At 76.3% G+C, this 23440-nt stretch carries 15 protein-coding genes; 7 read left to right on the top strand and 8 right to left on the bottom strand.

Annotation, left to right across the window (positions count from 1 at the left end; all coding sequences use genetic code 11):
* Positions 1 to 179: 179 nt before the first annotated feature.
* Positions 180 to 1739, top strand: coding sequence for a hypothetical protein (locus D1J60_RS34350; protein ID WP_125824438.1), 1560 nt, complete (start codon positions 180 to 182; stop codon positions 1737 to 1739).
* A 31-nt stretch (positions 1740 to 1770) separates the two neighbouring features.
* Here the strand turns inward: D1J60_RS34350 and D1J60_RS34345 are convergent, their stop codons facing one another.
* The 4 genes from D1J60_RS34345 to D1J60_RS34330 form a co-directional block, all read right to left on the bottom strand.
* Entirely contained in the window at positions 1771 to 2949 is a 1179-nt protein-coding gene (locus D1J60_RS34345) for a GDSL-type esterase/lipase family protein (protein WP_125824437.1), read from the bottom strand.
* 56 nt (positions 2950 to 3005) lie between these two features.
* On the bottom strand, positions 3006 to 3575 hold the full coding sequence (locus D1J60_RS34340; protein ID WP_125824436.1) for a TetR/AcrR family transcriptional regulator: 570 nt from the start codon (positions 3573 to 3575) through the stop codon (positions 3006 to 3008).
* 41 nt (positions 3576 to 3616) lie between these two features.
* Positions 3617 to 4033 (bottom strand): TraR/DksA C4-type zinc finger protein, encoded by a 417-nt coding sequence (locus D1J60_RS34335; RefSeq protein WP_125824435.1) that lies wholly within the window; start codon positions 4031 to 4033, stop codon positions 3617 to 3619.
* Between the two features lie 150 nt (positions 4034 to 4183).
* Positions 4184 to 4846, bottom strand: a complete 663-nt coding sequence (locus tag D1J60_RS34330; RefSeq protein ID WP_125824434.1) for a TIGR03086 family metal-binding protein — start codon at positions 4844 to 4846, stop codon at positions 4184 to 4186.
* A gap of 98 nt (positions 4847 to 4944) precedes the next feature.
* Here D1J60_RS34330 and D1J60_RS34325 point away from each other — a divergent pair, with 98 nt between their 5' ends.
* The 3 genes from D1J60_RS34325 to D1J60_RS34315 all read left to right on the top strand — a co-directional run bounded on the left by D1J60_RS34325 (position 4945) and on the right by D1J60_RS34315 (position 7855).
* Complete coding sequence (locus D1J60_RS34325) at positions 4945 to 5907, top strand: WYL domain-containing protein (protein ID WP_125824433.1); 963 nt, start codon at positions 4945 to 4947, stop codon at positions 5905 to 5907.
* Between the two features lie 136 nt (positions 5908 to 6043).
* On the top strand, positions 6044 to 6727 hold the full coding sequence (locus D1J60_RS34320; RefSeq protein ID WP_125824432.1) for a hemerythrin domain-containing protein: 684 nt from the start codon (positions 6044 to 6046) through the stop codon (positions 6725 to 6727).
* 63 nt (positions 6728 to 6790) lie between these two features.
* Positions 6791 to 7855 (top strand): TIGR03619 family F420-dependent LLM class oxidoreductase, encoded by a 1065-nt coding sequence (locus tag D1J60_RS34315; RefSeq protein WP_241253658.1) that lies wholly within the window; start codon positions 6791 to 6793, stop codon positions 7853 to 7855.
* Here D1J60_RS34315 and D1J60_RS34310 read toward each other — a convergent pair.
* Both D1J60_RS34310 and D1J60_RS34305 read right to left on the bottom strand, forming a co-directional pair.
* Positions 7738 to 11319: a BTAD domain-containing putative transcriptional regulator gene (locus tag D1J60_RS34310; protein WP_125824431.1), complete on the bottom strand. Its 3582-nt coding sequence runs from the start codon at positions 11317 to 11319 to the stop codon at positions 7738 to 7740. The genes D1J60_RS34315 and D1J60_RS34310 overlap by 118 nt on opposite strands.
* Before the next feature lie 48 nt (positions 11320 to 11367).
* Positions 11368 to 12393: a pyridoxamine 5'-phosphate oxidase family protein gene (locus D1J60_RS34305; protein ID WP_241253657.1), complete on the bottom strand. Its 1026-nt coding sequence runs from the start codon at positions 12391 to 12393 to the stop codon at positions 11368 to 11370.
* Between the two features lie 461 nt (positions 12394 to 12854).
* On the opposite strand from D1J60_RS34305, the gene D1J60_RS34300 reads away from it, so the two are divergent.
* Positions 12855 to 14246: a sulfatase gene (locus D1J60_RS34300; protein ID WP_125824430.1), complete on the top strand. Its 1392-nt coding sequence runs from the start codon at positions 12855 to 12857 to the stop codon at positions 14244 to 14246.
* Between the two features lie 140 nt (positions 14247 to 14386).
* Positions 14387 to 15286 (top strand): formylglycine-generating enzyme family protein, encoded by a 900-nt coding sequence (locus tag D1J60_RS34295; RefSeq protein WP_125824429.1) that lies wholly within the window; start codon positions 14387 to 14389, stop codon positions 15284 to 15286.
* 91 nt (positions 15287 to 15377) lie between these two features.
* Here the strand turns inward: D1J60_RS34295 and D1J60_RS34290 are convergent, their stop codons facing one another.
* The gene (locus tag D1J60_RS34290) at positions 15378 to 17600 is read right to left on the bottom strand and encodes a sulfatase-like hydrolase/transferase (protein WP_125824428.1); all 2223 of its coding nucleotides are present in this window, start codon (positions 17598 to 17600) and stop codon (positions 15378 to 15380) included.
* 136 nt (positions 17601 to 17736) lie between these two features.
* Here D1J60_RS34290 and D1J60_RS34285 point away from each other — a divergent pair, with 136 nt between their 5' ends.
* Positions 17737 to 22497, top strand: coding sequence for a hypothetical protein (locus tag D1J60_RS34285; RefSeq protein ID WP_125824427.1), 4761 nt, complete (start codon positions 17737 to 17739; stop codon positions 22495 to 22497).
* Between the two features lie 73 nt (positions 22498 to 22570).
* Here the strand turns inward: D1J60_RS34285 and D1J60_RS34280 are convergent, their stop codons facing one another.
* Positions 22571 to 23431 carry a hypothetical protein gene (locus tag D1J60_RS34280; RefSeq protein ID WP_125824426.1) on the bottom strand — a complete coding sequence of 287 codons (861 nt, stop codon included), beginning with the start codon at positions 23429 to 23431 and terminating at the stop codon, positions 22571 to 22573.
* Between the last annotated feature and the right edge of the window lie 9 nt (positions 23432 to 23440).

Here is a 23440-nt window from a genome sequence, read left to right as displayed (position 1 = left end):
CGCCGCACATGAGCCCGGCGTCGGAGCCGCACCGGGCGGGGGTACGACCACAGGAGGAGACCGCCACCTCCCGCGGTCGCAGCCCGGCCCCCGGTCCGGGCCGCCCGGTTGCCACCCGGGTCGCACCGCGGCCCGCCCCGGTTGCCCTCCCGGTCGCAGCCGGCGGCGACCCGGGGCCGATGCGGCGGCGCCGGCCCGGCGCCGAGCATGGCCGGGTGACCGAAACCATCCCGGGGCCGTCCCCGTCCCCGTCCCTGTACCTTTCCTCCTCCCTGTTCCCGTCCCCCTTCCTGTCCCTTCCGGAAGTCCTCGTCCTGCTGGGCGCCTTCGCACTGCTGGTGGCGCGCTGGCTCCCCCCGGCCGCCCGCCGGCCGGGCACCCTCGCCGCCGGCGCGGTCCTCCTGCCGTCGGCGGTCGTGCTGGGCGTCGCGGGGATCCGCTGGCAGATGCTGCCGGCCCTGGCCGGGGCCGCCGTCGCCTCGGCGTTCGCCCTCCCGCCCCTGCTTCGGCGCCGTACCGGCCGGCCGGCCCGGCGGGCCCGCTGGTGGCAGGCCCTGCCGGGATCGCTGGCCTGCACCGCCCTGATCGCCACCGGACCGGTGGCCGCCTGGGCCTTCCCCGTGCCCGACTTCCCCGAGCCGACGGGCGACTTCGCGGTCGGCACCCGGGTGCTCCAGTGGACCGACCCGCTCCGCCCCGAGAGCTTCACCGCCGACCCGGACGACCGGCGCACGGTCGTGGTCCAGCTCTGGTACCCGGCCCGCAAGAGCCCCGCGGGCGTCCCCCGGGCCCAGTACCTGGGACGCACCCAGGACGAGGCGCGGACCGTCTCCGGGGCCCTCGCCGACGGCGTCGGCCTGCCCGGCTTCCTGGTCGACGGCCTCGCGAGGGCCCGCAGCCGCGCGGTCGCCGACGCCCCGGTGGCCCACGGGGGAGAGCGGTTCCCGGTCGTCCTCTTCTCCCCGGGGTCGGGCGGGGTGCGGACCCAGAACACCGCCTGGGCCGAGGAGCTGGCCGCCCACGGCTACCTGGTCGCCGCGCTCGACCACCCGTACGACTCCAGCGTCGTCGTCCTCGCCGACGGCCGTACGGTCCGTGCCACCACCGCCTCCACCGGGGACCGCGGCAGGGACGAGGAACTCGCCGCCGGCTGGACCGCCGTCCGGGCCGCCGACCTCGGCTTCGTCCTCACCCGGCTGGAGCGGCTGGACCGCGGTGAGACGGGAGGGACCCCCGACCCGCTGACCGGACGCCTGGACACCGGCCGCGCCGCCGTCACCGGCCACTCCCTGGGCGGAGCCGCCGCCCTGCAGGCGGCCCGGCAGGACCGCCGGTTCGGCGCCGTCGTCGACTTGGACGGCTACCCCCACGGCCCCACCGCGCCCGCCCTCGCGCAGCCGGCGCTCGCCCTCACCCAGGAGATCACCGCCGGCACCGACCCGCGCTACCTGCCCAGGCTCACCGAGGCCCTCGCGCAGAACTCCGCGACGAGCTACCGGCTTACCGTCCCCGGCGCCGGGCACCTCACCTTCACGGACGGCCCGCTCTACCTGCCGCCGGTGCCCTCCATCGTCGGCACCCTGGGCCGCACCGGGAGCCCGCGCCTCGTCGCCGCCGCCACCCGCGCCTTCCTGGACGCCACCTTGCGGGGCCGCCCCGGCGACCCGGCCGACACCCTGCGGGCCTACGGCACGCTCTCGGCGTCCGGGGCCCGGGGAACCGCGACGCCCGCCCCGTGAGGAGCGCTCCCGCCGGGCTGGGCTGCGCGGGTCAGCCCGTGGCCGGGGCGAACGGGCCGTCGTTCCCGAAGACGAGCCGGGCGAAGTTCTCGCCGATGCGGCGGTGGCCCTCGGGGCACGGGTGGATCCCGTCCGGCAGGGGGAACTCCTCGTGGTCGCCCTCGCCGTAGAGGTCGAGTCCGTCGAGGTAGTGGAGGCCGGGGTCCTCGGCGGACCGCTGCCCGACGATGCCGGCCAGGACCTCGCGGATGATCGTGAGCGTCAGCCGCCCGGCGGCGGTCTCGGCCGGATCACCGGTGGCCCTGAACTTCAGGACGCCGCCGGAGAGGTCCGGCATGAGGGGCCCGGGGGTGTTCTCGTGGGTCGGGCACAGGACGGGGGAGAGCAGGAGCAGGGGGGTGGTGGGGTGGCCCTCGCGGATGGTGTCGAGGAAGCCGTGGACGGCGGGGGCGAAGGCGCGCAGGCGCATGACGTCGCCGTTGACGACGTTGATGCCGAGCTTGAGGCTGATCAGGTCCGCGGGAGCGTCGCGGATCGCGCGGGCGGTGAACGGGTCGAGCAGCGCGCTCCCGCCGAATCCGAGGTTGACCAGCTCGACACCGCCCGCGGAGGCGGCCAGGGCGGGCCAGATGGTGCTGGGGGAGACCGCGTTGGAGCCGTGGCTGATGGAGCTGCCGTGGTGCAGCCACACCCGGCGCCCGGTCCGCGGGGCCGGCTCGACGGGGGCGTCGGTGCGCAGCGCGATGACCTCGGTGACCTCCGCGTGCGGCAGCCAGATCTCGATGTCCTTCTCACCGGCGGGCAGGCCGGTGAAGTAGGCCGTTCCGGCGGGGCCCGGGGTGAAGTCCGAGGTCTGGGCGCGCATGTCGGTGACGGTGCGCAGGTTTCCGCCCGCCACGGTGGCCCGGGCGGTGAGCCGGCCGTTGACCAGGAGGTCGTAGACCCCGTCGGGCGGGGGCGGGAATCCCGCGTAGACGCGCTTGGTCGGCAGGGTCTCCAGGCCGATGGTGGTGGCACGCGTACGGAAGGCCAGCCGGACGCCCGAGGGCTGGGCCTCGGCCACGGCCAGCTGGTCGTCGGGGATCTGGCGGCGCGCCCGGGCGGGCAGCCGGTGCGGCAGCAGGCCGTGGGCGGTCTCCTCCACGTCGAGGTGTCCGCGCAGGAAGTCCGCGGTGACGGGGGTGCTGACCAGGTTCTGCTCGGTGCTCATGACCTCAAGCCTCTTGATTGCGGTACGGGGAGGCCGTCGCCGGTGACGCGGCCCCGTCAGAGGGTGGACCGGCTGCGCAACGCGGTGTCGAGGCAGTCCAGGGTCCAGGCCCAGGACTGCTGCGCGGCGACGTCCGTGTGGTCGAAGGCGCCGGCCGCCTCCAGCGAGGCGTAGCCGTGGAAGACGCTGCCCAGCATGCGGACCGCGTGCGTCTGGTCCGGCTCCGCCAGGCCGTAGCCGCGCAGGACCGCGCGGGTCATCTGCGCGTGCCGGACGCCGGCGCTGGCCGCGGCGGTCTGCGGGTCGAGCCGGTACCGGGCCGCCTCGTACCGGCCGGGGTGCGCCCGGGCGTAGTCCCGGTAGGCGTTCGCGAAGGCCGCCAGGGCGTCCTTGCCCGCGCGCCCGGCGACGGCGTCGGCGACCCGGTCGGCGAGCTCCTCCAGTGCGAGCAGCGCGATCCGGGTCTTGAGCTCGTGGGAGTTCTTCACGTGCGCGTACGTGCTCGCCGGCTTCACGCCGAACCGCCGGGCGAGCGCGGACAGGGTCACCTGGCCGAAGCCGGCCTCGTCGGCGAGTTCCGCCCCGGCGAGCGTCAGCCGCTCCGGGCTCAGTCCTGCCCGCACCACAACCATCACCTACTCCCGAAATGCCTACGACGACTATACATCTACCTATGGCCTATAGGCGGAGTGGGCGGGTGGGAGTCGGCGCAGGGGACACAGGTGGTGGCCGCGGGGCGGATCTCCAGGCGTTCGGGCGGAATGGTCCCGCCGCAGCCTTCGCAGCATCCGTACCGACCTGCTTCGAGCCGTTCCAGGGCCCGGTCCAGTTCGGCCAGGTGCTCGCGTGCCTGCGCGATCAAGGAGGCCACGTGGGCCCGCTCGAAGGCGGTGGTGCCCCCCTCGGGGTCGTGTTCGTCGTCGACGGCGACCAGGGCGTTCGCCGCCACGATCCCCTCGAAGTCGCGGCTCAGCGAGGCCACCCGCGCGAGGGTGTCGGCCCGGTCGGCCGCGAGGCGTGCGCGGACGGCCGACGAGGGGGACGGTCCGGGCACGTGGGGGCCGGACTCGGATACCTGGCCCATGCCGTGACAACGCCGATCGGCGAGGCCCGATTCCCGGCCGCGGGCACGAGGGCGGGGGCGTGCGCGCACCGGCGCACCGGCCGCCCGCCCGCCGTGCGGCCGGGGCGGCCGGCGATCGTCCGCCGGTGGCGGTGGCCCCCGCCCGGACGGTCAGGGCCGGCGTCCGGCCCAGGCCACCAGCCGGTCGATCGCCCGGGCCCCGGGGGCCAGGGCCACCGCGTCGGCGAACGGGATCCGCCCGCCGCGGGGTTCGGCCGGGAGGGCGTGACGGACGACGCCGATCACCCGCTCGATGAGGGCCGGGTCCCAGTCCGGGTCCTGTCCGGTCGCCTTCGCCAGGTCCCAGGTGTGCACCGTCAGTTCGTGCGTGTAGACGGCCGCGGCGGCCGCGCCCGGCAGGACGCCCATCGGCAGGTGCAGCTGCCGGCCGAGGATGTCCGGGTCCGCCCACACCCGCGCGACCTCGCGGGCCCCGGGCTCCCAGGCCGCCGCCCATCCGCCGTCGGCGACCTCGTCGGCGAAGGACGGCACGCTGAACGGGTCCTCGCCGCGCCCGATCACCGAGATCCGGCGCACCACGGCGACGAGGTGGCTCGACAGCCGCCGTACGTCGAACTCCTCGCAAGGGGTGGGGGCGTCGTACTGCTCGGGCCGGACGGCGGCCAGCGTACGGCCCGCCAGCTCGACGGCGGCGGCGAGGTCGGCCCGCGGATCGACGGAGGAAGGGGCGGAAGAGGAAGAAGGGAAGGAAGGGGAGGAGGAGGTAACGGAGTACGGGGTCTCGACGCGCTGCTCGGTCTTGTTGATGTCCATGGCTCCATCCTGCGAGCCAAAGTGGCCACCTGCTGACCGCTTTTCCGAGGAGAATGAAAACCGCCGACGAAGACACCCGAGCAGGAGGAACCAGGCACGTGAGAGCCGACCGGCTGGTGGCGACCCTGCTCTTCCTCCAGGAACGCGGCCGCGTCACCGTCCCCGAAGTGGCCGCCGAACTGGAGGTGTCCGAGCGCACCGCGCGCCGGGACCTGGAGGCCCTGGCCGCGTCCGGCATCCCCGTCTACTCCCAACGCGGCCGCGGCGGCGGCTGGTCGCTCGTCGGCGGCGCCCGTACGAACCTCACCGGGCTGACCGCCGAGGAGATCCGGGCGCTGTTCCTCGTCACCGGCCCCCTGTCGGCCACCCCCGAGCTGCGCACCACCCTGCGCAAACTGGTCCGGGCCCTGCCGCCGCCCCTGCGGGAGCAGGCCCACGCCGCGACCCGCGCCGGGGTCGTCGACGCCACGGACTGGTCCTCGAACGCCGTCACCGCCGACGCCGCCCACCGCTCCGCCCTCCAGGGCGCCGTCCTGGACGGGATCCGGGTCCGCCTCGGCTACGCCGGTATCGGCAAGCCGGCCGGCGAGCGCACCGTCGACCCCCTCGGGCTCGTGGCCAAGGCGGGGGTGGACTACCTCGTCGCCGCCACCGAGAAGGGCCTGCGCACCTTCCGGCTCAGCCGGGTCACCTCCGTCGAGCCGACCGGCGAACCGGTCGTACGGCCGCCCGACTTCGACCTCGCCACGCAGTGGCGGGCCCTGTCCGGGGCCTTCCGGGACGGCATGCACGCGGTGACCGCCCGGGCCCGCGTCCGCCCCGACGCGCTGGCCCTGCTGCAACGGTTCCTCGGCGGCCGCGTGCGCGTCGGCGGTCCGCTGCCGGACGGATGGACCGAGGTGTGGGTCGACGGCCCCGCCCCGAAGGCCCTGGCGGGGCACCTCGCCGGGCTGGGCGCGCGGGTCGAGGTGCTCGAGCCGCCGGAGGTACGGCAGTGGCTGGCCCGCATCGGCGCCGAACTCACGGGGACGTACGCGGCGGACGTACCCGCGGCGGACTGACCGCACGCCCCGCACGCCCCGCCCGGCCCGCACGCCCCGCCCGGCCGGCGCCCGGGGCGCCGGCCCGCCAAGGCCCGCCCCGGTTGTGCAAGCCGGTGGCAAGTGCCCGGCAACCGGCCTCCGAAGACTGGAGGACATGACCACGCACCACGCTTCCGACCCCACCGCCCACCCCTACACCCGCGAGATGGCGATGATCCACCGGGTGTTCCGCCGCGAGTCGCGGCTCCTGGCCGAACTCGTCCAGGACGTCCGGCCCGCCGACACGGCACGCGCCCGTACCCTCTCCGAGCACTGGCGGCAGTACACCGTCGGGCTGCACGCCCACCACACCGGCGAGGACGAGCTGCTCTGGCCCGCCCTCCTGCCCCACCTGGACCTCGATGCCGAGCAGGTCCTGGCGATGGAGGCGCAGCACCGCGAGCTCACCGCCGGGATCGAGGAAGTGCGGGTGCTGATGGACCGGTGGCGGGAACGGGCCCTGGCCGAGGACCGCGACGAGCTGGCCGAGGCGCTGCGCAGGCACCACCGGCAGCTGTGCGCCCACCTCGACGAGGAGGAGCGGCAGGTCATGCCGCTGGTCGCGCTCCACGTGAACGAGGAGCAGTGGCGGGCCGTCGGCGAGCGGGGCCTCGCCGAAACGCCCAGGGACCGGCTGATGATCGCCCTGGGCGCCATCCTGGAGGACGGTTCGCCCGAGGAGCGCCGGGAGTTCCTCACCCGCCTGCCGGTCCCGGCCCGCGTGCTGTGGAAGCTCCTCGGCCGGCGCCAGTACCGCCGTGAGACCGCCCGCGTCCGCGGCCGTGGCGCGACCGTGTGAGAAGGCGCCCGCCTCCACGGGGCCGGACCGCCCCCGCCCGTACCGATCGAGGAGCGCTCACCGATGCGCATCGGATTCTCCGTCCCGCAGTTCGGCCCCTTCGCCGACCCCCACCGCTCCGCGGCCATGTGCACGGCCCTGGAGGCACTGGGGTGCGACAGCCTCTGGGTGGCCGACCGGCTCCTGTCCCCGCTCGTCCCGCCCGACGGGTACGCGGGCGGGAAGCCGATGCCCTCGCGGTACGGCACCCATCTCGACCCGCTGCTCGCGCTGGGCGCGGCGGCCGCCGCGACCGGGCGCGTACGCCTGGGCAGCAGCACCCTCAACGCCCTGTGGCAGCCGCCCCTGGTCCTCGCGAGGTCCCTGACGACCCTCGACCTGATCAGCCGCGGTCGCCTGGACGTGGGCATCGGGCTGGGCTGGATGCGGGAGGAGTACGAGGCCGCCGGCGTGCCGTGGCGGGGACGCGGCGCCCGGCTGGAGGAGACCCTGGACGTCCTGGAGGCCGTCTGGCGGTCCGGGACGGTCGTGCACGACGGCCGCCTGTGGAGGATCGCCGAGTCGACCGTCCTGCCCCAGCCGCTCCAGAGGCCGAGGCCGCCCGTCCTGCTGGGCGGCTTCACCCCGTTCGCCCTGGAGCGGATCGGCCGGCGGGCGGACGGATGGCTCGGGGCCGCGATGCCGGTGCCGCACCTGCGCGGGCTGTGGGCGGTGGCCGTCGAGGCCGCCGAGCGGGCGGGACGGGACCCGGCCGTACTGCGCCGCGTGTTCCGCGTGAACGCCGAGGTCACCACGGCGGAGGCCGCAGCCGGGGAGACCCACCGCCGTGGGACGGTGCGTCAGATCTGCGACCACCTGCGGCTGATGTGCACGGCGGACACCGACGAGGTGCTGGTGGACCTCCAGCTCACCACGGACTCCGCCGAGGAGTTCCTCGCCCTGGCGGCGGAGTTCGTGACCGAGCTGAACGAAGCCGCGCCCGGCCGGGCGGAAGCTGACCGCGCGGCGGCCTACGCCGACGACGCGTCCGACGCCGACTCCGGCACCAGCGTGGCCAGGCCCGCCCGGGCGGCCTCCGCCCAGTGCGGCGAGTCCCACGCCTCGGCCACCCGTACGGCCTCCAGGTAGTGAGCCCGGGCCCGGTCCGGCCGGCCCAGGAACGCGGCGAGTTCACCCAGGGTCTGCGCGACGGGCCGGAAGACGAGGCTGAGACTGCTCGCGCCGCCCGCCAGCCCCCGCAGCGGCAGCAGGTCCCGGTACACCTCGCCGGCGGTCTCCCGGTCGCCGAAGGCCATCGCGGCCGTGCCGCGCAGGGCGGCCAGGATGCCGAAGGCGAAGTCCGGCAGGAGCGGGGCGCGCTGGGCGAAGACCTCCCGGGCCTCCTCCGGCCGGCCGGCGGCGAGCAGCGCCAGCGCGGTCAGGGCCTCGTTGTGCGGCCGGTACTGCTCCCACACGGCGAGCAGGACCGGCAGGACCTCGGCGAGCCGGCCCTGCTGCAGGCGGACGCACCCCACGGCCAGGCCCGCCAGCCCGCTGAGGTCCACCGCCCCGCGCGCCCGCAGTTCCGCGACCGCCGCCCCGAGCTCCCGCTCGGCCTCCTCGAAGCGCCCCCGGGCCAGTGCCAGCATGGGGTGGCGCAGCCTGGCCACGGCGAACGCGCCCTGGAGTTCGTAGGTGCGGGCGATCCCGTCGGCGCGCCGGAGGCACTCCTCCATGCCCGCCGGGTCGTTGCGGGCGGCCGCGAGACGGGCGGCGGTGTAGGCGCTCATCCAGGAGTACTCGGGGCCGTCCTGGGAGGTGGCCACCTCGGTGAGCTCCTCGTGCAGCTCCAGGTAGGCCCCGGGCGCGAGTTCGCAGTCGGTCCGGCGCAGCAGCGAGGTGAGCGTCAGGCCTCGCAGCCGGGGATCGCCCGTGGCCCGGGCGGCCTCCACGGCCTGCCGCGCGACGGCCACGGCCCGCGGGTCCGTGTCGTCGAGCGCGTCGGCGAGCTGGTCGAGCAGCAGGCACCGCTGCCGGTCGGCCGGTTCACCGGACTCCAGCAGCCTCCCGAGCTCCTCGACGGCCTCGGGGTCGCACTCCGCGTACGCGCGGACGCGCCAGGGCGTCGGTTCGGTCCAGGTCGTGTAGGCGGCCGTCAGCAGGTCGGCCCGGCCCGACGCACGGGCCACCCGTACGGCCTCCTGCTGCGCCTCCCGGGCCGGGACGACCGCGCCCATCCGGATCCGGCAGTCCACCAGCTGACCCAGCAGCAGCACCCGCAGCAGGGCCGGGTCCTGGCCGGCGAAGGCGGCCGGATGGTCCGCCAGCAGGCCCAGGGCCGCGCCCAGGAGGGCCTCGGCGTTCTGCGGAGCGTAGCGGCGTACGGCCTGCTCGCACGCGAGCCGGGCGTGGTGGACGGCCGCCCCGGCGTCGGCGGTCACCACCGTGGCCGCCCGCAGCAGGTGGTGGGCGGTGGCGGCGACGTCGTCGGAGCCCAGGGCGATCAGGCCCCTGCCGAGCCGCGAGTGCATCCGGGCCAGCCGCAGCCCGGTGAGGTCGGCCTCCAGCGCGTCCCTGACCAGGGCGTGGCTGAAGCGGACCGTTCCGGGACGGGGCTCGGTGAGCAGTCCCGCGGCCACGCCCGCCTCCAGGGCGTCGAGGAGCTGATCGGCACCGCAGTCCGCTGCGTGGACCAGGAGGGCGACCGGTGCCTCGCGTCCGGCCACGGCGGCCAGGCGCAGTCCGGCCGTGGTGGTGGGCGCGAGCAGGGCCAGCCGGCGCCGCAGCACGTCCTGGACCCCCTGCGGAATGCGGGCCAGGGCCTGCTGTTCGCCCTCACCGGCCAGCAGCAGGGAACTCTCCCGCAGGTAGAAGGGGTTTCCGCCGGCCCGCTCGGCCAGAGCGGTCGCGGCCCGGTCGCTCATACCGGTCGCGACGCGGCGCATCAGCGCCTTCGCCTCGGCGTCCGCGAGCCCGCCGAGGGCCAGCCGTACGGGGGAGCGGGCGGCCAGGCGCGACAGCGCACCGGTGAGGTCCCCCTCGCCGGTGCGGTACGAGCCCACCAGGAGCAGCGGCACGTCGCGCAGCCGTTCGGCGCACAGCAGGAACAGCTCGAGGCTCTCCTGGTCGCCCCGGTGCAGGTCGTCCAGGACGATCGCCAGCGGCTGCCGCAGGGCGGTGTCACGGAGCCAGCCGAGCAGGGCGCTGTGCAGGCGGAAGCGCCGTGCCGGACTGCCGTCCGTCTGCCCCGGGTCGGGGGCGGTCCCCGGCGCCAGGAGCGGAGCGAGTTCGTCGCCGTACGCTCCCGGCGGGGCGGCCCGCGCGAGAGCGGGCAGCATGTCGAACCAGGCCCGGCCGGGCGGAGCCCCCTCGGTCTCGGGGCACTGCCCGGAGCCGACCAGCCAGCCCTGCGCGGGCAGTTGCCGCTGGACGGCCTCCAGGAGGCTCGACTTGCCGATGCCGGCCTCGCCGGAGACGAGGACCACCTGCGCCCGGCTGGCCCGCGCCCGGTCCACCGCGGCGGCGAACCCCAGCAGCTCCCCGTCACGGCCCAGCAGCCGCCCGGCCGAGAACACCGCCGCCGCGCCCGGCCCCCCGGGCCCGCCCGCCGACTTTCCGGCCCGCCCGGCCCCCAACTCACCGGCGCCCACAGCTGCCGACTCCCCTGCGCGTCCTGCCTCCGGCTCCCCTACGCCTGCGGCCGCCAGTTCCCAGGCGCGCCCCGCCTCCGGCTCCCCGGCGCGCCCGCCCGCCAGTTCCCCCGCGCGCACGCCCGTCGGCTCCCCGGTCGGCGGAGCGGTGGCCGTGCCGGGGCGGACGGCGACGGAGACGGCGGGTGCCGGCGCCGCCCGGTGGAGCACCTCGACGCGCTGGTGCAGCAGGGCGTCCTCCAGCTCCAGCAGGGCCGGCCCGGGCTCGACGCCGAGTTCCTCGCCGAGGACCCGCCGGGCCCTGCGCAGCGCGGCCAGGGCGTCCCCCTGGCGGTCACGGGCCCACAGCCCCAGGGCCAGCAGCCGCCAGCCCTCCTCGTGGAGCGGCTGTTCCGTGGTCAGGACCCCGGCCTCGGCGACGGCCTGCGCGGCCTGCCCGCCCGCCAGCCGCGCCGCCGCCAGCCGTTCGCGGGCGCCGCGGCGCAGCTCCTCCAGGCGGGTGCGTTCCCCCGCGGTCCACGGCTCGTCCGCGAATTCCGCGTACGGCCGTCCACCCCAGGTGGCGAGGGCCCGCGCCAGGTGCTCGGCGGTGAGGTGCGGGGGCGTGCCCGGCGTCGGGCAGGCCGCCACCCGGTCCTCGAACGCCCAGGCGTCCACCGCCGTACGGTCCAGGACGAGGGAGTAGCCGTAGGGGGCGCTGACCAGGACCCGCGCGGGGGCCCGTGGCGCCCGTTCCGGTTCGAGGGCGCGCCGCAGCCGTGCGACGTACGCGTGCAGCGAGGTCTGCGCGCTCGGCGGGACGCGCGTCGGCCAGAGCCTCTCGATGATCCGCTCGGTGGGTACGACCGAGCCGTGGGCGAGCAGCAGCTGGACCAGGAGCATCCGTCCGAGCCGGCCGCGCGCGTCGACCGGGCGGCCGTCCACCTCGGCCCGGAACGGCCCGAGCACCTTCACTGTGATCATGACAAGAACATCGTAGGGGGTGGAGGGAGCACGACTCGCCGGCGATGATCAGTGGTGCGGAGCCCCCTTCACCGGCGTGCGCCCGCCCCGTCCGGCCGGGGCCGCCTCCCTCCCCGGTTCCGCGAGGGCCCGGAACCGGTCCCACTGCACCTTCGGCCGGCGCAGGCCGCGCCGCGCCAGGTAGCGGTCGGTGGACCGCCACGTCCGGCGCAGCACCCGCAGGGCGTCGCTCGCGCGGCCGGAGCCCATCGGTTCGACCACCGAGGACGGCACCATCACCCAGCCGGCGGCCGTTTGGCGCAGGTCGCCGCGGACCAGCGCGTTGTACATGTGGTCGAGCCGTTCGTCGTGCCGGTGCACCAGCAGACTGGCCGGCCCCGGCTCGACGGGACAGTCCCGCGGCACCTCGACCAGGTAGCCCGCCGCCGTCGGCCGCGGCCGGGTACGGGCGAGCACCGGCGCGCCCGACGCGTCGCGCGCCGCGAGGACCGCCGTGGGCAGGCCGGCCAGCTGCGCGGCCCCGGGCAGAGCCCCCGCCGCGGCGGGCGGCTCCGACTCCGGCTCCGGGCGGGCCGGCAGCTCGGCCAGCGGAGGCCGTACGACCACCAGCTCCGGTTCGACCGTGATCAGCAGGCGCAGGTAGTACCAGGACATCACCGGCCTCATGGGGCGCAGGAGGTACGCGCGGCTGTGCGGCTGCCGCTCGAAGAGCCTGCGCCAGTACTCCTCCGCCCCTCGCGGACCCGCCATCACCCTGTCGGGGCACTGCGCGCGGCCGCCGACGAAGACCTGCGGGGCGAAGTCGAGGCCGCTCCCGGTCGGGTCCGAGAACAGCAGCCCGACCCGGCCGTCGCGCCGGATGTTCACCGCCTTCTGCGCGAACGCGAGCGAGGTGGTCAGCAGGAGGGTCCCGTCGTCGCGGCGTGCGACGGCCGTGGGCCAGGCCAGCGGGGTCCCGTCCTTGCCCAGGGTGACGAACTCGCAGGTCCGGTAGGCGTCCAGGACGTCGAGGGGAGCGGAGCCGAGCACCGTCATCGCGGTGAGGGGGCTGGGGGAACTACTGCTGGGGGACACGTCCGGACACTCCTGGATCGCTCGCCGACAACGGACACGCAGACGCTGCCCGCACCCCCTTGGCACCCGCTTGCCGCCGACTTGCCGCCCCCGCCCGGGACCCCGTGGCGGCCGCACCCCTCCCCACCGCCGGACGCGGGGTCCCGCGGGTGGCCGTCGCGGGCGCCGCGCATTTCATCCGCCGTACATGGAACCCGGGTTCCGCTGCCCCTACGCTCGTCGCCATGGCAGCAGGAACCCTCACCTCGCGCCGCCAGGCCGACCAGGGCCTCGTGGCCGGCGCCCTGTGTACGGACGCCCCGGCGCGCTGAGCGCGCCCCTTCCCCCACGGGACCCCCACCCGGCGCCCCCGCCCGGCTCCCGTCTCTTCCCTCGCACCGCGGCCCCGTCCCGCCGCCGTGCGCCCACGCCCCCGCGCGCCCACGCACCCGTGCGCCGCAGCACCCAGGAGGAACGGACACATGAGCGAGACCAGACGACACCCGGTGAGCCGCCGCGGCTTCCTCGGCGGCGCCGCCGCCGTCGCGGCCACCACGGCCCTGCCCGCCACCACCGCGCACGCCGCTGCCGCCGCGGGCCGCCCGAACATCCTGCTGATCGTCACCGACGACCAGCCCAAGCACACCGAATGGGCCCTGCCCAAGACGGTGGCCTGGCTCGCCGGCCAGGGCGTGAAGTTCACCAACGGGCACGTCACCACCCCGCTGTGTTCTCCCTCGCGCTCCAGCGTCTTCTCCGGCCGGCACGCCCACAACCACGGCGTGCGCAACAACAAGGCCTCGCACGCGCTCGACCAGAACACGACCGTGCAGAACTACCTCGCGCAGGCGGGCTACCGCACGGGCCTGTTCGGCAAGTACCTCAACTCCTGGACCCTGGCGGACAATCCGCCGCACTTCGAGGAGTTCGCCCTCCTCCAGCCCGGGTACGTCGACGCGCAGTGGAACGTCAACGGAACCGTCCAGACGATCAACGGCTACACCACCACCGTCATCAAGAACCGCACCCTGAAGTTCCTCGACAAGGCCGCCACCGACACCCGGCCCTGGTTCGCCTACGTCACCCCGTACGCCTCCCACGGCCCGCGCACCCCCGAGGCGAAGTACGCGGGCACCGCCGTCCCCGCCTGGGACGGCCGCCCCTCGGTCCCCGAAGCGGACCGCAGCGACAAGCCGGCCTACATCAGGAACGCCACCGGCACCCTCGCCGACGGCCAGGCCATCCGCGCCGAGCAGCTGCGCACCCTGCTCTCCGTGGACGACGCGGTCCAGGCCTTCAAGGACCGGCTCCAGGCACTCGGCCAGCTCGACAACACCCTCGTCGTCTACATCGGCGACAACGGGTTCAGCTGGGGCGACCACGGCTGGACCGCCAAGTCCGTGCCCTACCGCCCGGCGCACGAGGTGCCGTTCTACCTCTCCTGGCCGGCCGGGGGCCTCGGGGCGGGCACCCAGGACGACCGGATCGTCGCCAACATCGACATCGCCCCGACCATCCTGGACGCGGCCGGCATCACCCCGGCCGCACCCCAGGACGGCCGCTCCCTGCTCTCCTCCCACAGCCGCGACCACCTGCTGGTGGAGTGGTGGAAGCAGGGCGCCGCCGCCGGAGGGGCCCCGACCTGGTCCTCGTACGTCGCCAAGGACAAGCAGTACACCGAGTACTACGACCTGACCACCGACGCGAACGGCACCGTCTCGGGCACCGGACAGGTCACCTTCCGCGAGTACTACGACCTCGTGGACGACCCGTTCCAGCTCACCAACAAGCTGTACCAGGCCACCCCGGCGCAGGAGCAGGCCCTGGGCGTCCCCGCCCTGGCCGCCCGGCTCCACGCCGACCGCACGGCCTGACCGGCACCGCCCGACCCGTACCAGCCGTACCGCCCGACCCCTGCCGCCCCAGCCGCAAACCCCCACCGCACCGCCGGCCGGCCGGGCACCCCGCCACCAGGGCGGGGTGCCCGGCCGCCCCTCGTCACCACGGAGCCGACATGCCCGCCTGCTGCACCCCCGGCCACGACCACGCCCCGGCGCTCACCCTCGCCCCGCCGCCCCCCGCGGCCCCGCCGTCGCGGGTGGCCCGGCAGCTGCTCGCCCTCCCCGGCGGGCGGTTCCTCATGGGCACCGACGACCCCGACGGCTTCCCCGCCGACGCCGAGGGACCGGTGCGGGAGGTGGCCGTGGAGCCCTTCCGCATCGCGGCCACGACCGTGACGAACGCCCAGTTCGCCACCTTCGTCAAGGCCACCGGGCACCTCACCGAGGCCGAGCGCTTCGGCTTCTCCTTCACCTTCGGCGCGTTCCTCGCCGACGAGGTCGCCGCCGTGTCCCGCCCGGTACGGGGCGTTCCGTGGTGGCGGGCGGTGGAAGGGGCGTCCTGGCGCAGCCCCGAAGGGCCCGGCTCCCACGTGACCGACCGGCAGAACCACCCCGTCGTCCACGTCTCCTGGAACGACGCCCGGGCCTACTGCGCCTGGTCCGGCACCCGACTGCCCACCGAGGCCGAATGGGAGTACGCCGCACGCGGCGGACTGGAGCAGCGCCGCTACCCGTGGGGGGACGAACTGACGCCCGGCGGCCGGCACATGTGCAACATCTGGCAGGGCGAGTTCCCGGGGCTCAACACCGGTGCCGACGGACACGTGTCCACCGCCCCCGTGAAGTCCTTCCGGCCCAACGGCTTCGGCCTCTACAACACGGTCGGCAACGTCTGGGAGTGGTGCGCCGACTGGTTCACCCCCGGCGAGGAGACCGCGCGGGCGATGCGCGGGGGCTCGTACCTCTGCCACGACTCCTACTGCAACCGCTACCGGGTCGCCGCCCGCAGCTCGAACACGCCGGACAGCTCGACCGGGAACATCGGGTTCCGGGTGGCCGCCGGTCCGGCGTAGGCCACCCGGAACGCCCGGTCCGGGCCCCGGTCCGGGCCCGTCGTCGGGTCCAGGACCGGGCCCGTCGTCGGGTCCAGGACCGGGCCCGGGCTCAGGAGACCGTGACGCGGGCCAGGGCCCAGGAGGTGTGGTCGAAGGACGTGCGGTCGTTGGCGTCCTCGACCACCAGCCGCAGGACCCGTACGCCGCGCACGTCCAGGTCGACCGCCGCGGGACCGCCCGCGGCCGTGAGGACCGGGGTGGTCAGCAGCAGGCGGCCGTCACCGTAGACCTTGGCCCGGGTCGCGCCGGCCGTGCTCTGCTTCGCGGAGAAGTCGTCGATGCCGACCAGCGAGGTGAACCGTACGGCGGCCCCGCCCAGGTGGTAGGCGATGTCGCTCGGCGCGTGGACCCCGAGGCCCTTGGCGTAGACGGTGCCCCCGAAGGAGATCGGCGTGCCGTCCCCGGCGGCGTTCTTGCCGTTCGAGGTGTCGCGCTCCACCGGCCCCCAGCCGTTCGCGGCGCTGATCCAGGCGAGGTCGGAGAGGTACGAGTCGCGCGTGGGGGCCGGCGGCGGGGTCGCCGTGGTTCCCGTCGCCGCGTACCGGACCGGGCCTTGCGGGGCGGTGGCGGTGCCCTCGGCGGTGAGGGGCCACGCCGTCGCGGGGGCGGCGTTCGCGGGCGGGGTGACCTGCCAGGACGCGGTGAGCCGGCCGCCGGCGGCGAGCTGCTCGGCGGCCGCGGGGGACGCGGGGGCCACCGTCCACCCGGCGGGGGCGCGCAGGGCGAGCGCGGCGGAGGTCCAGGGCCGCGAGGAGCCGTTGTCGAGGGTGGCGGTCACGGTGAACGCCTCGCCCGGGACGGCCAGGGCGGGCGGCGACAGGCGCACGCCGAACGGGACGCGCGGATACGGGTCCTTCCAGGAGGACCGCATCAGCGCCACCAGCTCCGCGGCCCGGGCCGGGTAGGTGCCGGCGAGGTCGCGGCCCTCGCCGGGGTCGGCGGCCAGGTCGTACAGCTCGACCTGCCACTTCGCGTCCGGGAGGGCGTGGTCGCGTTCGGGTGCGAAGCGCACCGCCTTCCAGTTCTCCCGGCGGACCGCCTCGGCGAGCCAGGTGCCGCGCTTGGCGTCCTGGGCGTTGGCCCGGCTGGTCACGCCCAGCTCGTCGCGGAACCAGTACAGGTGCCCGTGGCGGGCCGAGTCGGGGCTCCCGGCGAGCAGGGGCGCGGCGGACAGCCCGTCCACGTCGGTGGGGGCGGGGGCGCCGCCGAGCTCGGCCAGGGTGGGCAGGACGTCGGTCAGCGGGGTGGGACGGTCGCTGGTGCCCTGCCGGACCCGGCCGGGGCCCCAGGCGATGAGGGGCACGCGCACGCCGCCCTCGTAGAGGTTGCGCTTGTAGCCGCGCAGCGGCCCGTTGGCGTCGAACAGGTCGGGGTTGACCCCGCCCTCCTCGTGGGGGCCGTTGTCGCTGGTGACGAGGAGGACGGTGTCCTGCTCCAGGCCGAGGGCGCGCAGCCGGTCGACGACCTTGCCGACCAGGGCGTCGAACCAGCTCACCTGGGCGGCGTGCCCCTTGTTGGCGGCCGTCCAGGAACGGTCGGCGTACGCGCTGGTGTCGGGGATGTCGCTGGGGGCGTGCGGGACGTTCGGGGTGAGCAGGAGCAGGAACGGTTCCGCGGCGTGCTCCCCGATGAACTCCAGGGCCCGCCGCTCCAGCAGCTCCGGGGCGTACACGGCCTTCGCACCGCCCGCGTTGGCCGGGATCGGCTCCTTGACGTCGTTGTGCCAGAGGTACTCGGGGTAGTACTGATGCGCGTGGCTGTGGTCGATGTAGCCGTAGAACTCCTCGAAGCCGCGCGCGGCCGGGTGGCTGTCCTGGCCGGCGGCCTCCGGCCCGAAGCCCCACTTGCCGATCACGGCGGTCCGGTAGCCACGGGCCCGCAGCACCTGGGCGAAGGTGGTGTCGGTGGCCGTCAGGGAACCCTGGCCCCCGGAGGAGGGGTTGGCGCGGACGGTGGCGTGGCCGGTGTGGAGCCCGGTGAGCAGGGAACCGCGCGAGGGCGCGCAGACGGCGGCGGTGGAGTAGGCGTCGGTGAACCGGAGGCCCTCGGCCGCGAGCCGGTCCAGCCGGGGCGTGGCGATCAGCTTCTGTCCGTACGCGCCGAGTTCCCCGTAGCCGAGGTCGTCGGCGAGGACGACGACCAGGTTCGGCAGCCGGCCGCCGGCCGCGGCGGCCGGCTGCGGGGCCGTCACCGAGGGCGCGGCGTGGGCCGCGGTGGCGGCGAGGCCGAGCGCGGCGGTCGAACCGGCCAGGAACGTACGGCGGCTGGACATGACGGGGTGCTCCTCGGGTACGCGGACCGGTCGTTGTGCGCCGATCATGGGCGCCGGACGCCGCCGGAACCATGCACAGCACATGAAGAGCTTGTGACGTCGGGGCCTGTCAGAGGACCGTGCGACGATCGCGGGTGTGATCGTCTCTCTGGAATCCCTGCTGCCCTCCGGTGGTGCGCACACCTCGACCACCTACGCCGACTGGGCCGCCGCCCACGACCCGGGCGCGGCCCCGGCCGCGCGCGACCTGGTCGAGTTCATGACCACCGAACTCCGCCGGTCCCACCACAAGCCCGGCGGTTTCGTGGACACGATGGCGTACCGGGCGCGGCAGCTGCCCCCGGCCCACCTGCCCTGGTTCTGGGACACGGTGGGCCACCGCCTGATCGGGTACGGGAGCCGGCCGGGCGGGCGGGCCTACGCCGCGGCGCGGACGGCCGAGGCGGAGCACGGGCTGCCGGTGGACCCCGGCTACCGCCGGGCGAACGCACTGCTGTTCGCGGCGGGCGGGGCCGTGCCGGCCAAGGAGTTCGGCGCCCACCAGCGCTTCCTCACCGCGACGCTGGAGCCCGCCGACGCCCACAAGGAACTGGAGCGGTTCCTCACGGCGTGGGCCGGCTCGCGGGCCGACCTGCCGGCGGACCTGGTGCGGCGGGTCCGCGCCTCCGCCAAGGCCGCCGGGCACGGGGACGAGGAGGTCGCGCGGATGACCGGCTCGATCCTGTCGGCCACCCGGAGGAAGTCCGTGCCGGACGCCCTGCTGGACGCGGCGTGCTCCGCCCTGACCAGCCGTCCGCCGACGGACGCGGTGTCCGCCGGGCTGGTGGAGGTGTTCCCCGAAGGAGCGACCGACGGCGGGGCGTGGCTGCGGCTGCTGATCGGCTGCGGCGCGGCCGCGGCGATGGCCGACGGGCGGATCGTGCCGGACGGCGGACTGCACCGCTGGGTGGGGCACTTCGTGCACATGTACCAGTACACCCGGGCCGCCGGCGGCGGTGTCACGCGCCAGCCGCTGCCCGACGGGTTCCTCGACCTGATCGGCGAGCTGGGGCCGCGGCTGCGGGCGCAGGGAAGCCCGGTGACCGCGCACACCACCCGGCACCACTACCACGGCTTCGACGCGGACGTGCTGGACGCCCTGCTGGCGGCGGGGGTGGCGGTCGTCGACCCGGGGCCGGAGACACGGATGCGGTTCTGGGGCGAGCGGTCCCGGCGCGACCTGACCGCCCTCGCCGCCGACCCGGTGTTCGGCCCCCGGCTGGAGGGCACCGTGCACGAGCACCTGCTCCCGAACCGGCCGCTGGCGCGGGGCCGCCGGGCCGGAACGGCCATCACCCTGCTGCCGGGCAACGAGGGCATCGCCCAGGAGGTCGCGGCGCGCGTCGCAAAGCTCGTCGACACCGTCGGCGGCGGGGGCATGGCCGGCGCCGAGGAGTCCCTGGCGGAGCTGGAGACCCTGCTGGACCGGCCCACGGTGACGGCACTCGGCGGGATCGCCGACGCCCTGGCCGGAGCGGGCGCGGCCGGCGCGCTGCGGCGGGCACTGACCGCGGGCCTGCCGGAGGAACTGGCCTGGCCCGAACTGGAAGCGGTCTACGCCGACTTCGCGTCGGCCGCGGAACCCGGCCCCGAGCAGGCCGCGGGACCCCTGCCGGGGGTCGAGGGGGTCACCTCCACCTGGCCGGTGCTGACGGTCTTCGGACGGGACCGGGCCGTGGCCGTCGCCCCGGACGGGGTGCGCGGCACCTGCCGCTTCACGGTGCCCGACGGGGCGACCATGTTCGCGGTCCACTACGTCGGCGGCTCGTTCCTCGTCAGCTGGACCCTCAAGCCGAGCCCGTACTTCTGCGACACCGCCGTGTGGGCCGACCGGCCCGACGAGCCCTTCACCCCGGAGCAGCAGCGCGGCCTGGTGCCCTTCGGCGGCTCCCTGGACGGGGCGTACGGCTTCCAGTTCGAGACCGCCGACGGGGGCGGGCGCCACGGCGGGCAGCGGGCCCTGCGCCCGGGCGGCCGCGAGGGCATCGACGGCCACGAGCTCCAGCTCGGCGACGGGACGCGGATCTGGGTCAACGGCGTCTTCGACGACCAGGCGTGGGAGGCGGTGGACCCGGCCTCCGGCGAGCGGCGGGGCCCGGTGCCCCTGCCGGACTTCCCGGGCCGCCCGGCCGGCTCCGATCCCGCCGCCGAGCCGTCCGAGGCCGGGATGAGCGTCGCCCGGGAGGCCCTGCAACTGGCGCCGCTGCCCGCCGCTGTGACCGGCTCCCCGCTGGGCAGCCGGGACGGCCTGGCCGGCACCCGGATCCTGTTCCGCACCCGGCACCGCGACCACGCACCCGACCACTACCTCGTCGAGAGCATCGATGGCCGCAAGGCCCTGTTCGACATCGACCGGCCGGGGCAGGAACCGTGGGGCCTGTGGGCACCGCCGGAGGGAGCGGCCCAGGACGTGGTGCTCGCCGAGGCGCAGACCTGGACGGGCGTGCGCGCCTACGCGGCGGACGGCGTCCTGCTGTGGGAGCTCGACGGGCACGCCTCGCCCCGGCACCCGCGGGTCAAGCCCGTCCGGCAGGCCACCGCCTCGGGTGGCGTGGCCCTGCCGCCCGCGTTCTGGTACCTGCTGCGGACCCGGGACGCGGCCGGGTCCCGGGCGCTGCGCGCCGTCAGCCGGGAGACCGCGCAGGCGCTGCTGGCGGCCGCCCGCACCGGGGCGGAGGGGCTGCGGGCCGCCGTGGCCCGTGAGCTGCCCGCCGTCACCGACCCGGTGCTCGCCGGGGCCGTCGCGGCCGTCGCCGCCCGGGCCCTGCGGGTGGAGGAGCGCCGGCTCGCCCTGCACCGCCGGGTGACCCTCCTCGCACAGGCGCCGCCGGTCCTGCCGCGCCGGTCCGTGCCGGACGGCGAGCTGATGCCCGCGCTGTGCGGGCTGGTGGCGTACGAGCGGCAGGACGCCTGGCGGCGCACCGCGGACGTGGCGCTGCCCGCCACGCTGAGCGCCCTGGTGGCCGACGGCGCCTGCCTGGCCGGGACCATCGTGGAGGAGGTGCGCCGGCTGTCGCCGCCGGCGCCGCCGCAGGACTGGTCGCAGCTGCTCGGCGCGATCGACGCGGTGGCCTGGCGGGCGGCGGTCGCACCGACCCCGGAGGGGGAACGGGCCGCGCTGACCGCCCTGCTGGACACCTGGGCCGACCAGCCGTTCGCCCGGCCGGGCGGCCGCTGGTGGACCGGGCGCGCGGCCGCCGACGTCCTGGACGGGCTACGCAGGGCCGGCACCGCGGTCGCGTCCGCCGCGGTACGGCCCGGGAGTGCGCAGTGCTGGTTCGTGGCGGCCGCCGCCGACGGCGCGGACGACCCGGTGCCGGCGGCCGTTCCGGAGGCCCGGCCGGTCCGGGTGGAACGGGACGACGCGGCCCGGCTGCGGGCGCTGATCGCCGCCGTCGAGGAGCACGGCCCGCTCCCGGTGCCCGAGCCGGCGGCCGCCCGGTTCGCCGCGCTGACCGGCGTGCGGCGGGCGGTGGCCCGGCTCGTGGTGGCCGGCCTCGTCGGCCGGCCCGACCGCGAGGAGCAGCGCACCCTGGTGGGCAAGGCCCCGTACAAGGCGACGCCGCTGACGGCGCGGGCATACGAGGCGCTGCGCGCCCGGCTCGGCGGCCCGGGCCGCAGGGCCGTCCTCGCGGCCGCCCTGCCCGATGACCCGGCCGAGCTGTGGCGGCCCGGCGGCGTCGAGGCCGCGGTGGAGCGGATGGCCGCGGTGTGGCGGGAGCTCGTGGGCGTGCTGCCCGCCGTCCACGACGAGGCGGCGGACGCCCTGGAGGACGCGCTCGGGCTGTCCGAGGTGTGGGCGCGGCGGCTCGCCGGCGGGTACGGGGCGGCCGCGGACGACACCGTGGAGGCCGCCGGCTGGGAACTGGCGGCCACCCCGCACGGCATCGGGGTGGAAGTCCGCCCCGTCCCCCCGGCCGGCCCGAAGCCGCCGCACCGCACCCCGGTGGGCCTCGACCTCGGGCAGATCGCGAGCGCGCTGGTGTGGGCGTGGACGGACCGTCCCGCGGGAGATCCCGCGGTGGCGGGGGCGACGGCCCTGTACGAACGGCTGCGGGCGGAACTGGGCCGCCCGGAACTGCTGCTGCCCCTGGGTGGCGGACGCGTCCGGAAGACCTCCGCCGACATCGCGCAACGGTTCGGGCCCGGACGGCTCCCGGTGGCGATGGACTCCCGCGAGGAGGAGGGGCCCGTCCCGGTGACCGCGTTCGACTCGGGACCCCTGGTGGTGTGCGCGCCCGGCGGAGCCTCCTTCCTGCGGCCGGCGGCCGTCGCCGACCCCGAGGTGTGGGACCGGGTGCGGGAACTCACCGATCTGACCGAGGAACTGGACCGGGTCGCCCCGCTGCTGCCCGGCGGCGGCCTGGAGCGCATGATGCGCCGGGCCGCCTCCGGGGCGGTGCCGGCCGGCGCGTACGAAGCGGACCCGCGGCAGTCCTGCCCCGACCTGGTGGCCCGCGCCGCGGAGCGACTGGGCACGGGCCCGGACGCGGCCGCGCTCTACCTCCAGCTGGCGACCCTGGCGGCCCCCACCGACCGGAACGTACGCCGGTGGAACGGCTGGACGGCCAGACGGCACACCGAGGTCCGGACGGAACTCCTCGCCACGGGCGCGGTGGTGGAGGCCAAACGGGCCCGAGCCGGCCGCACCCTGTTCCTGCCCGGGGAGTGGACGGAGCTCAAGTTGCCGCACCTGCCCCTGGAGACGGCCAAACTGGCCCCGCACGAGGTCCGCCCGCTGTGGGGCAACAGCATCCGCTCCCCGTTCGGCCGGATCCTGCCGCCCGCTCCGCTGCACGAGATGTTCGCCGCCGCCTGGACCCGCCTCCACCCGGAGGCCGACGCCGCCCACCCCTGACCCCGCCCGCGCGCCCGGATCACCCCCGGTGACCCGGGCGCGACCGGCTCGCGGTCTTCCAGGACCGCCGTGCCTACCGGCCCAGGGCGCCGCGCAGGGTGATCCCGTACCGGGTGCGCAGCCGGCGCAGCTCCCAGACGGACAGGGCGGTCACCGACAGCGGCGCACCGGCCAGGAAGAGGAACCACACGCCCTGAGGGGCGTTGACCGGTGCTCCGTCGACCGCCTGGAGGACCGACATCGCCACGACGACGACCGGCGACAGCAGCGGCGGCAGCACCTCGTGGACGTCGGCGGTCCGGAAGGAGTGGTGGACGCACAGCACGGAGGAGGCCAGCACGAAGGGCAGCAGGAACAGCGCGGTCAGCCCGAGGAGCAGGCTCAGGACGAAGCCGACGTCCCCGATCCCCCCGAACAGCCGGTCGTGCAGGTCGCGCCTGAAGGCGAAGGCCAGCAGGGCAGCCGCGCCGAAGAGCACGCCGAACGCCGTCAGCGGCCCCGGCAGCCGTCGGCGGTACAGGCCGCGCAGCCGCGGCCGGGCCGCGACCACGAAGGCGCCGACCACCAGCGGTCCCACGACCATCAGCACGGCGGCGGCGAGCAGCATCTCGGTGAGCTTGTCGTCGATCACGTCCTTGGCCCCCTGGCGCAACGAGTACGCGTAGAACAGCCAGGCCGTGGCACCTAGGCCGATGCACGTACGGGCCACCTGGGCGCGGGACATGGCGGGGTCGGCCAGCCGGTCCTCGCGTCCCGGGCGCTGGAAACGGGCGGCCGCGACGAAGGGGGCCATCAGGGCCGTCACACAGCCGTGGCGCCGCCTCCGCTCCCGCTCCGCCGGCGGCGCCCCGTACGGCGGGGCGCCGGTCCGCCCCGCCGGAGCCCACCCGCCCGGCAGGCCCCCCTGCCCGCCGTACCCGTCCCGCTGTGCCATCCCACGCCC

Source organism: Streptomyces sp. W1SF4, assembly GCF_003950035.1.
GTDB classification, from domain to species: Bacteria; Actinomycetota; Actinomycetes; order Streptomycetales; family Streptomycetaceae; genus Streptomyces; species Streptomyces racemochromogenes.
This window is presented reverse-complemented; position numbering and strand designations above follow the sequence as displayed.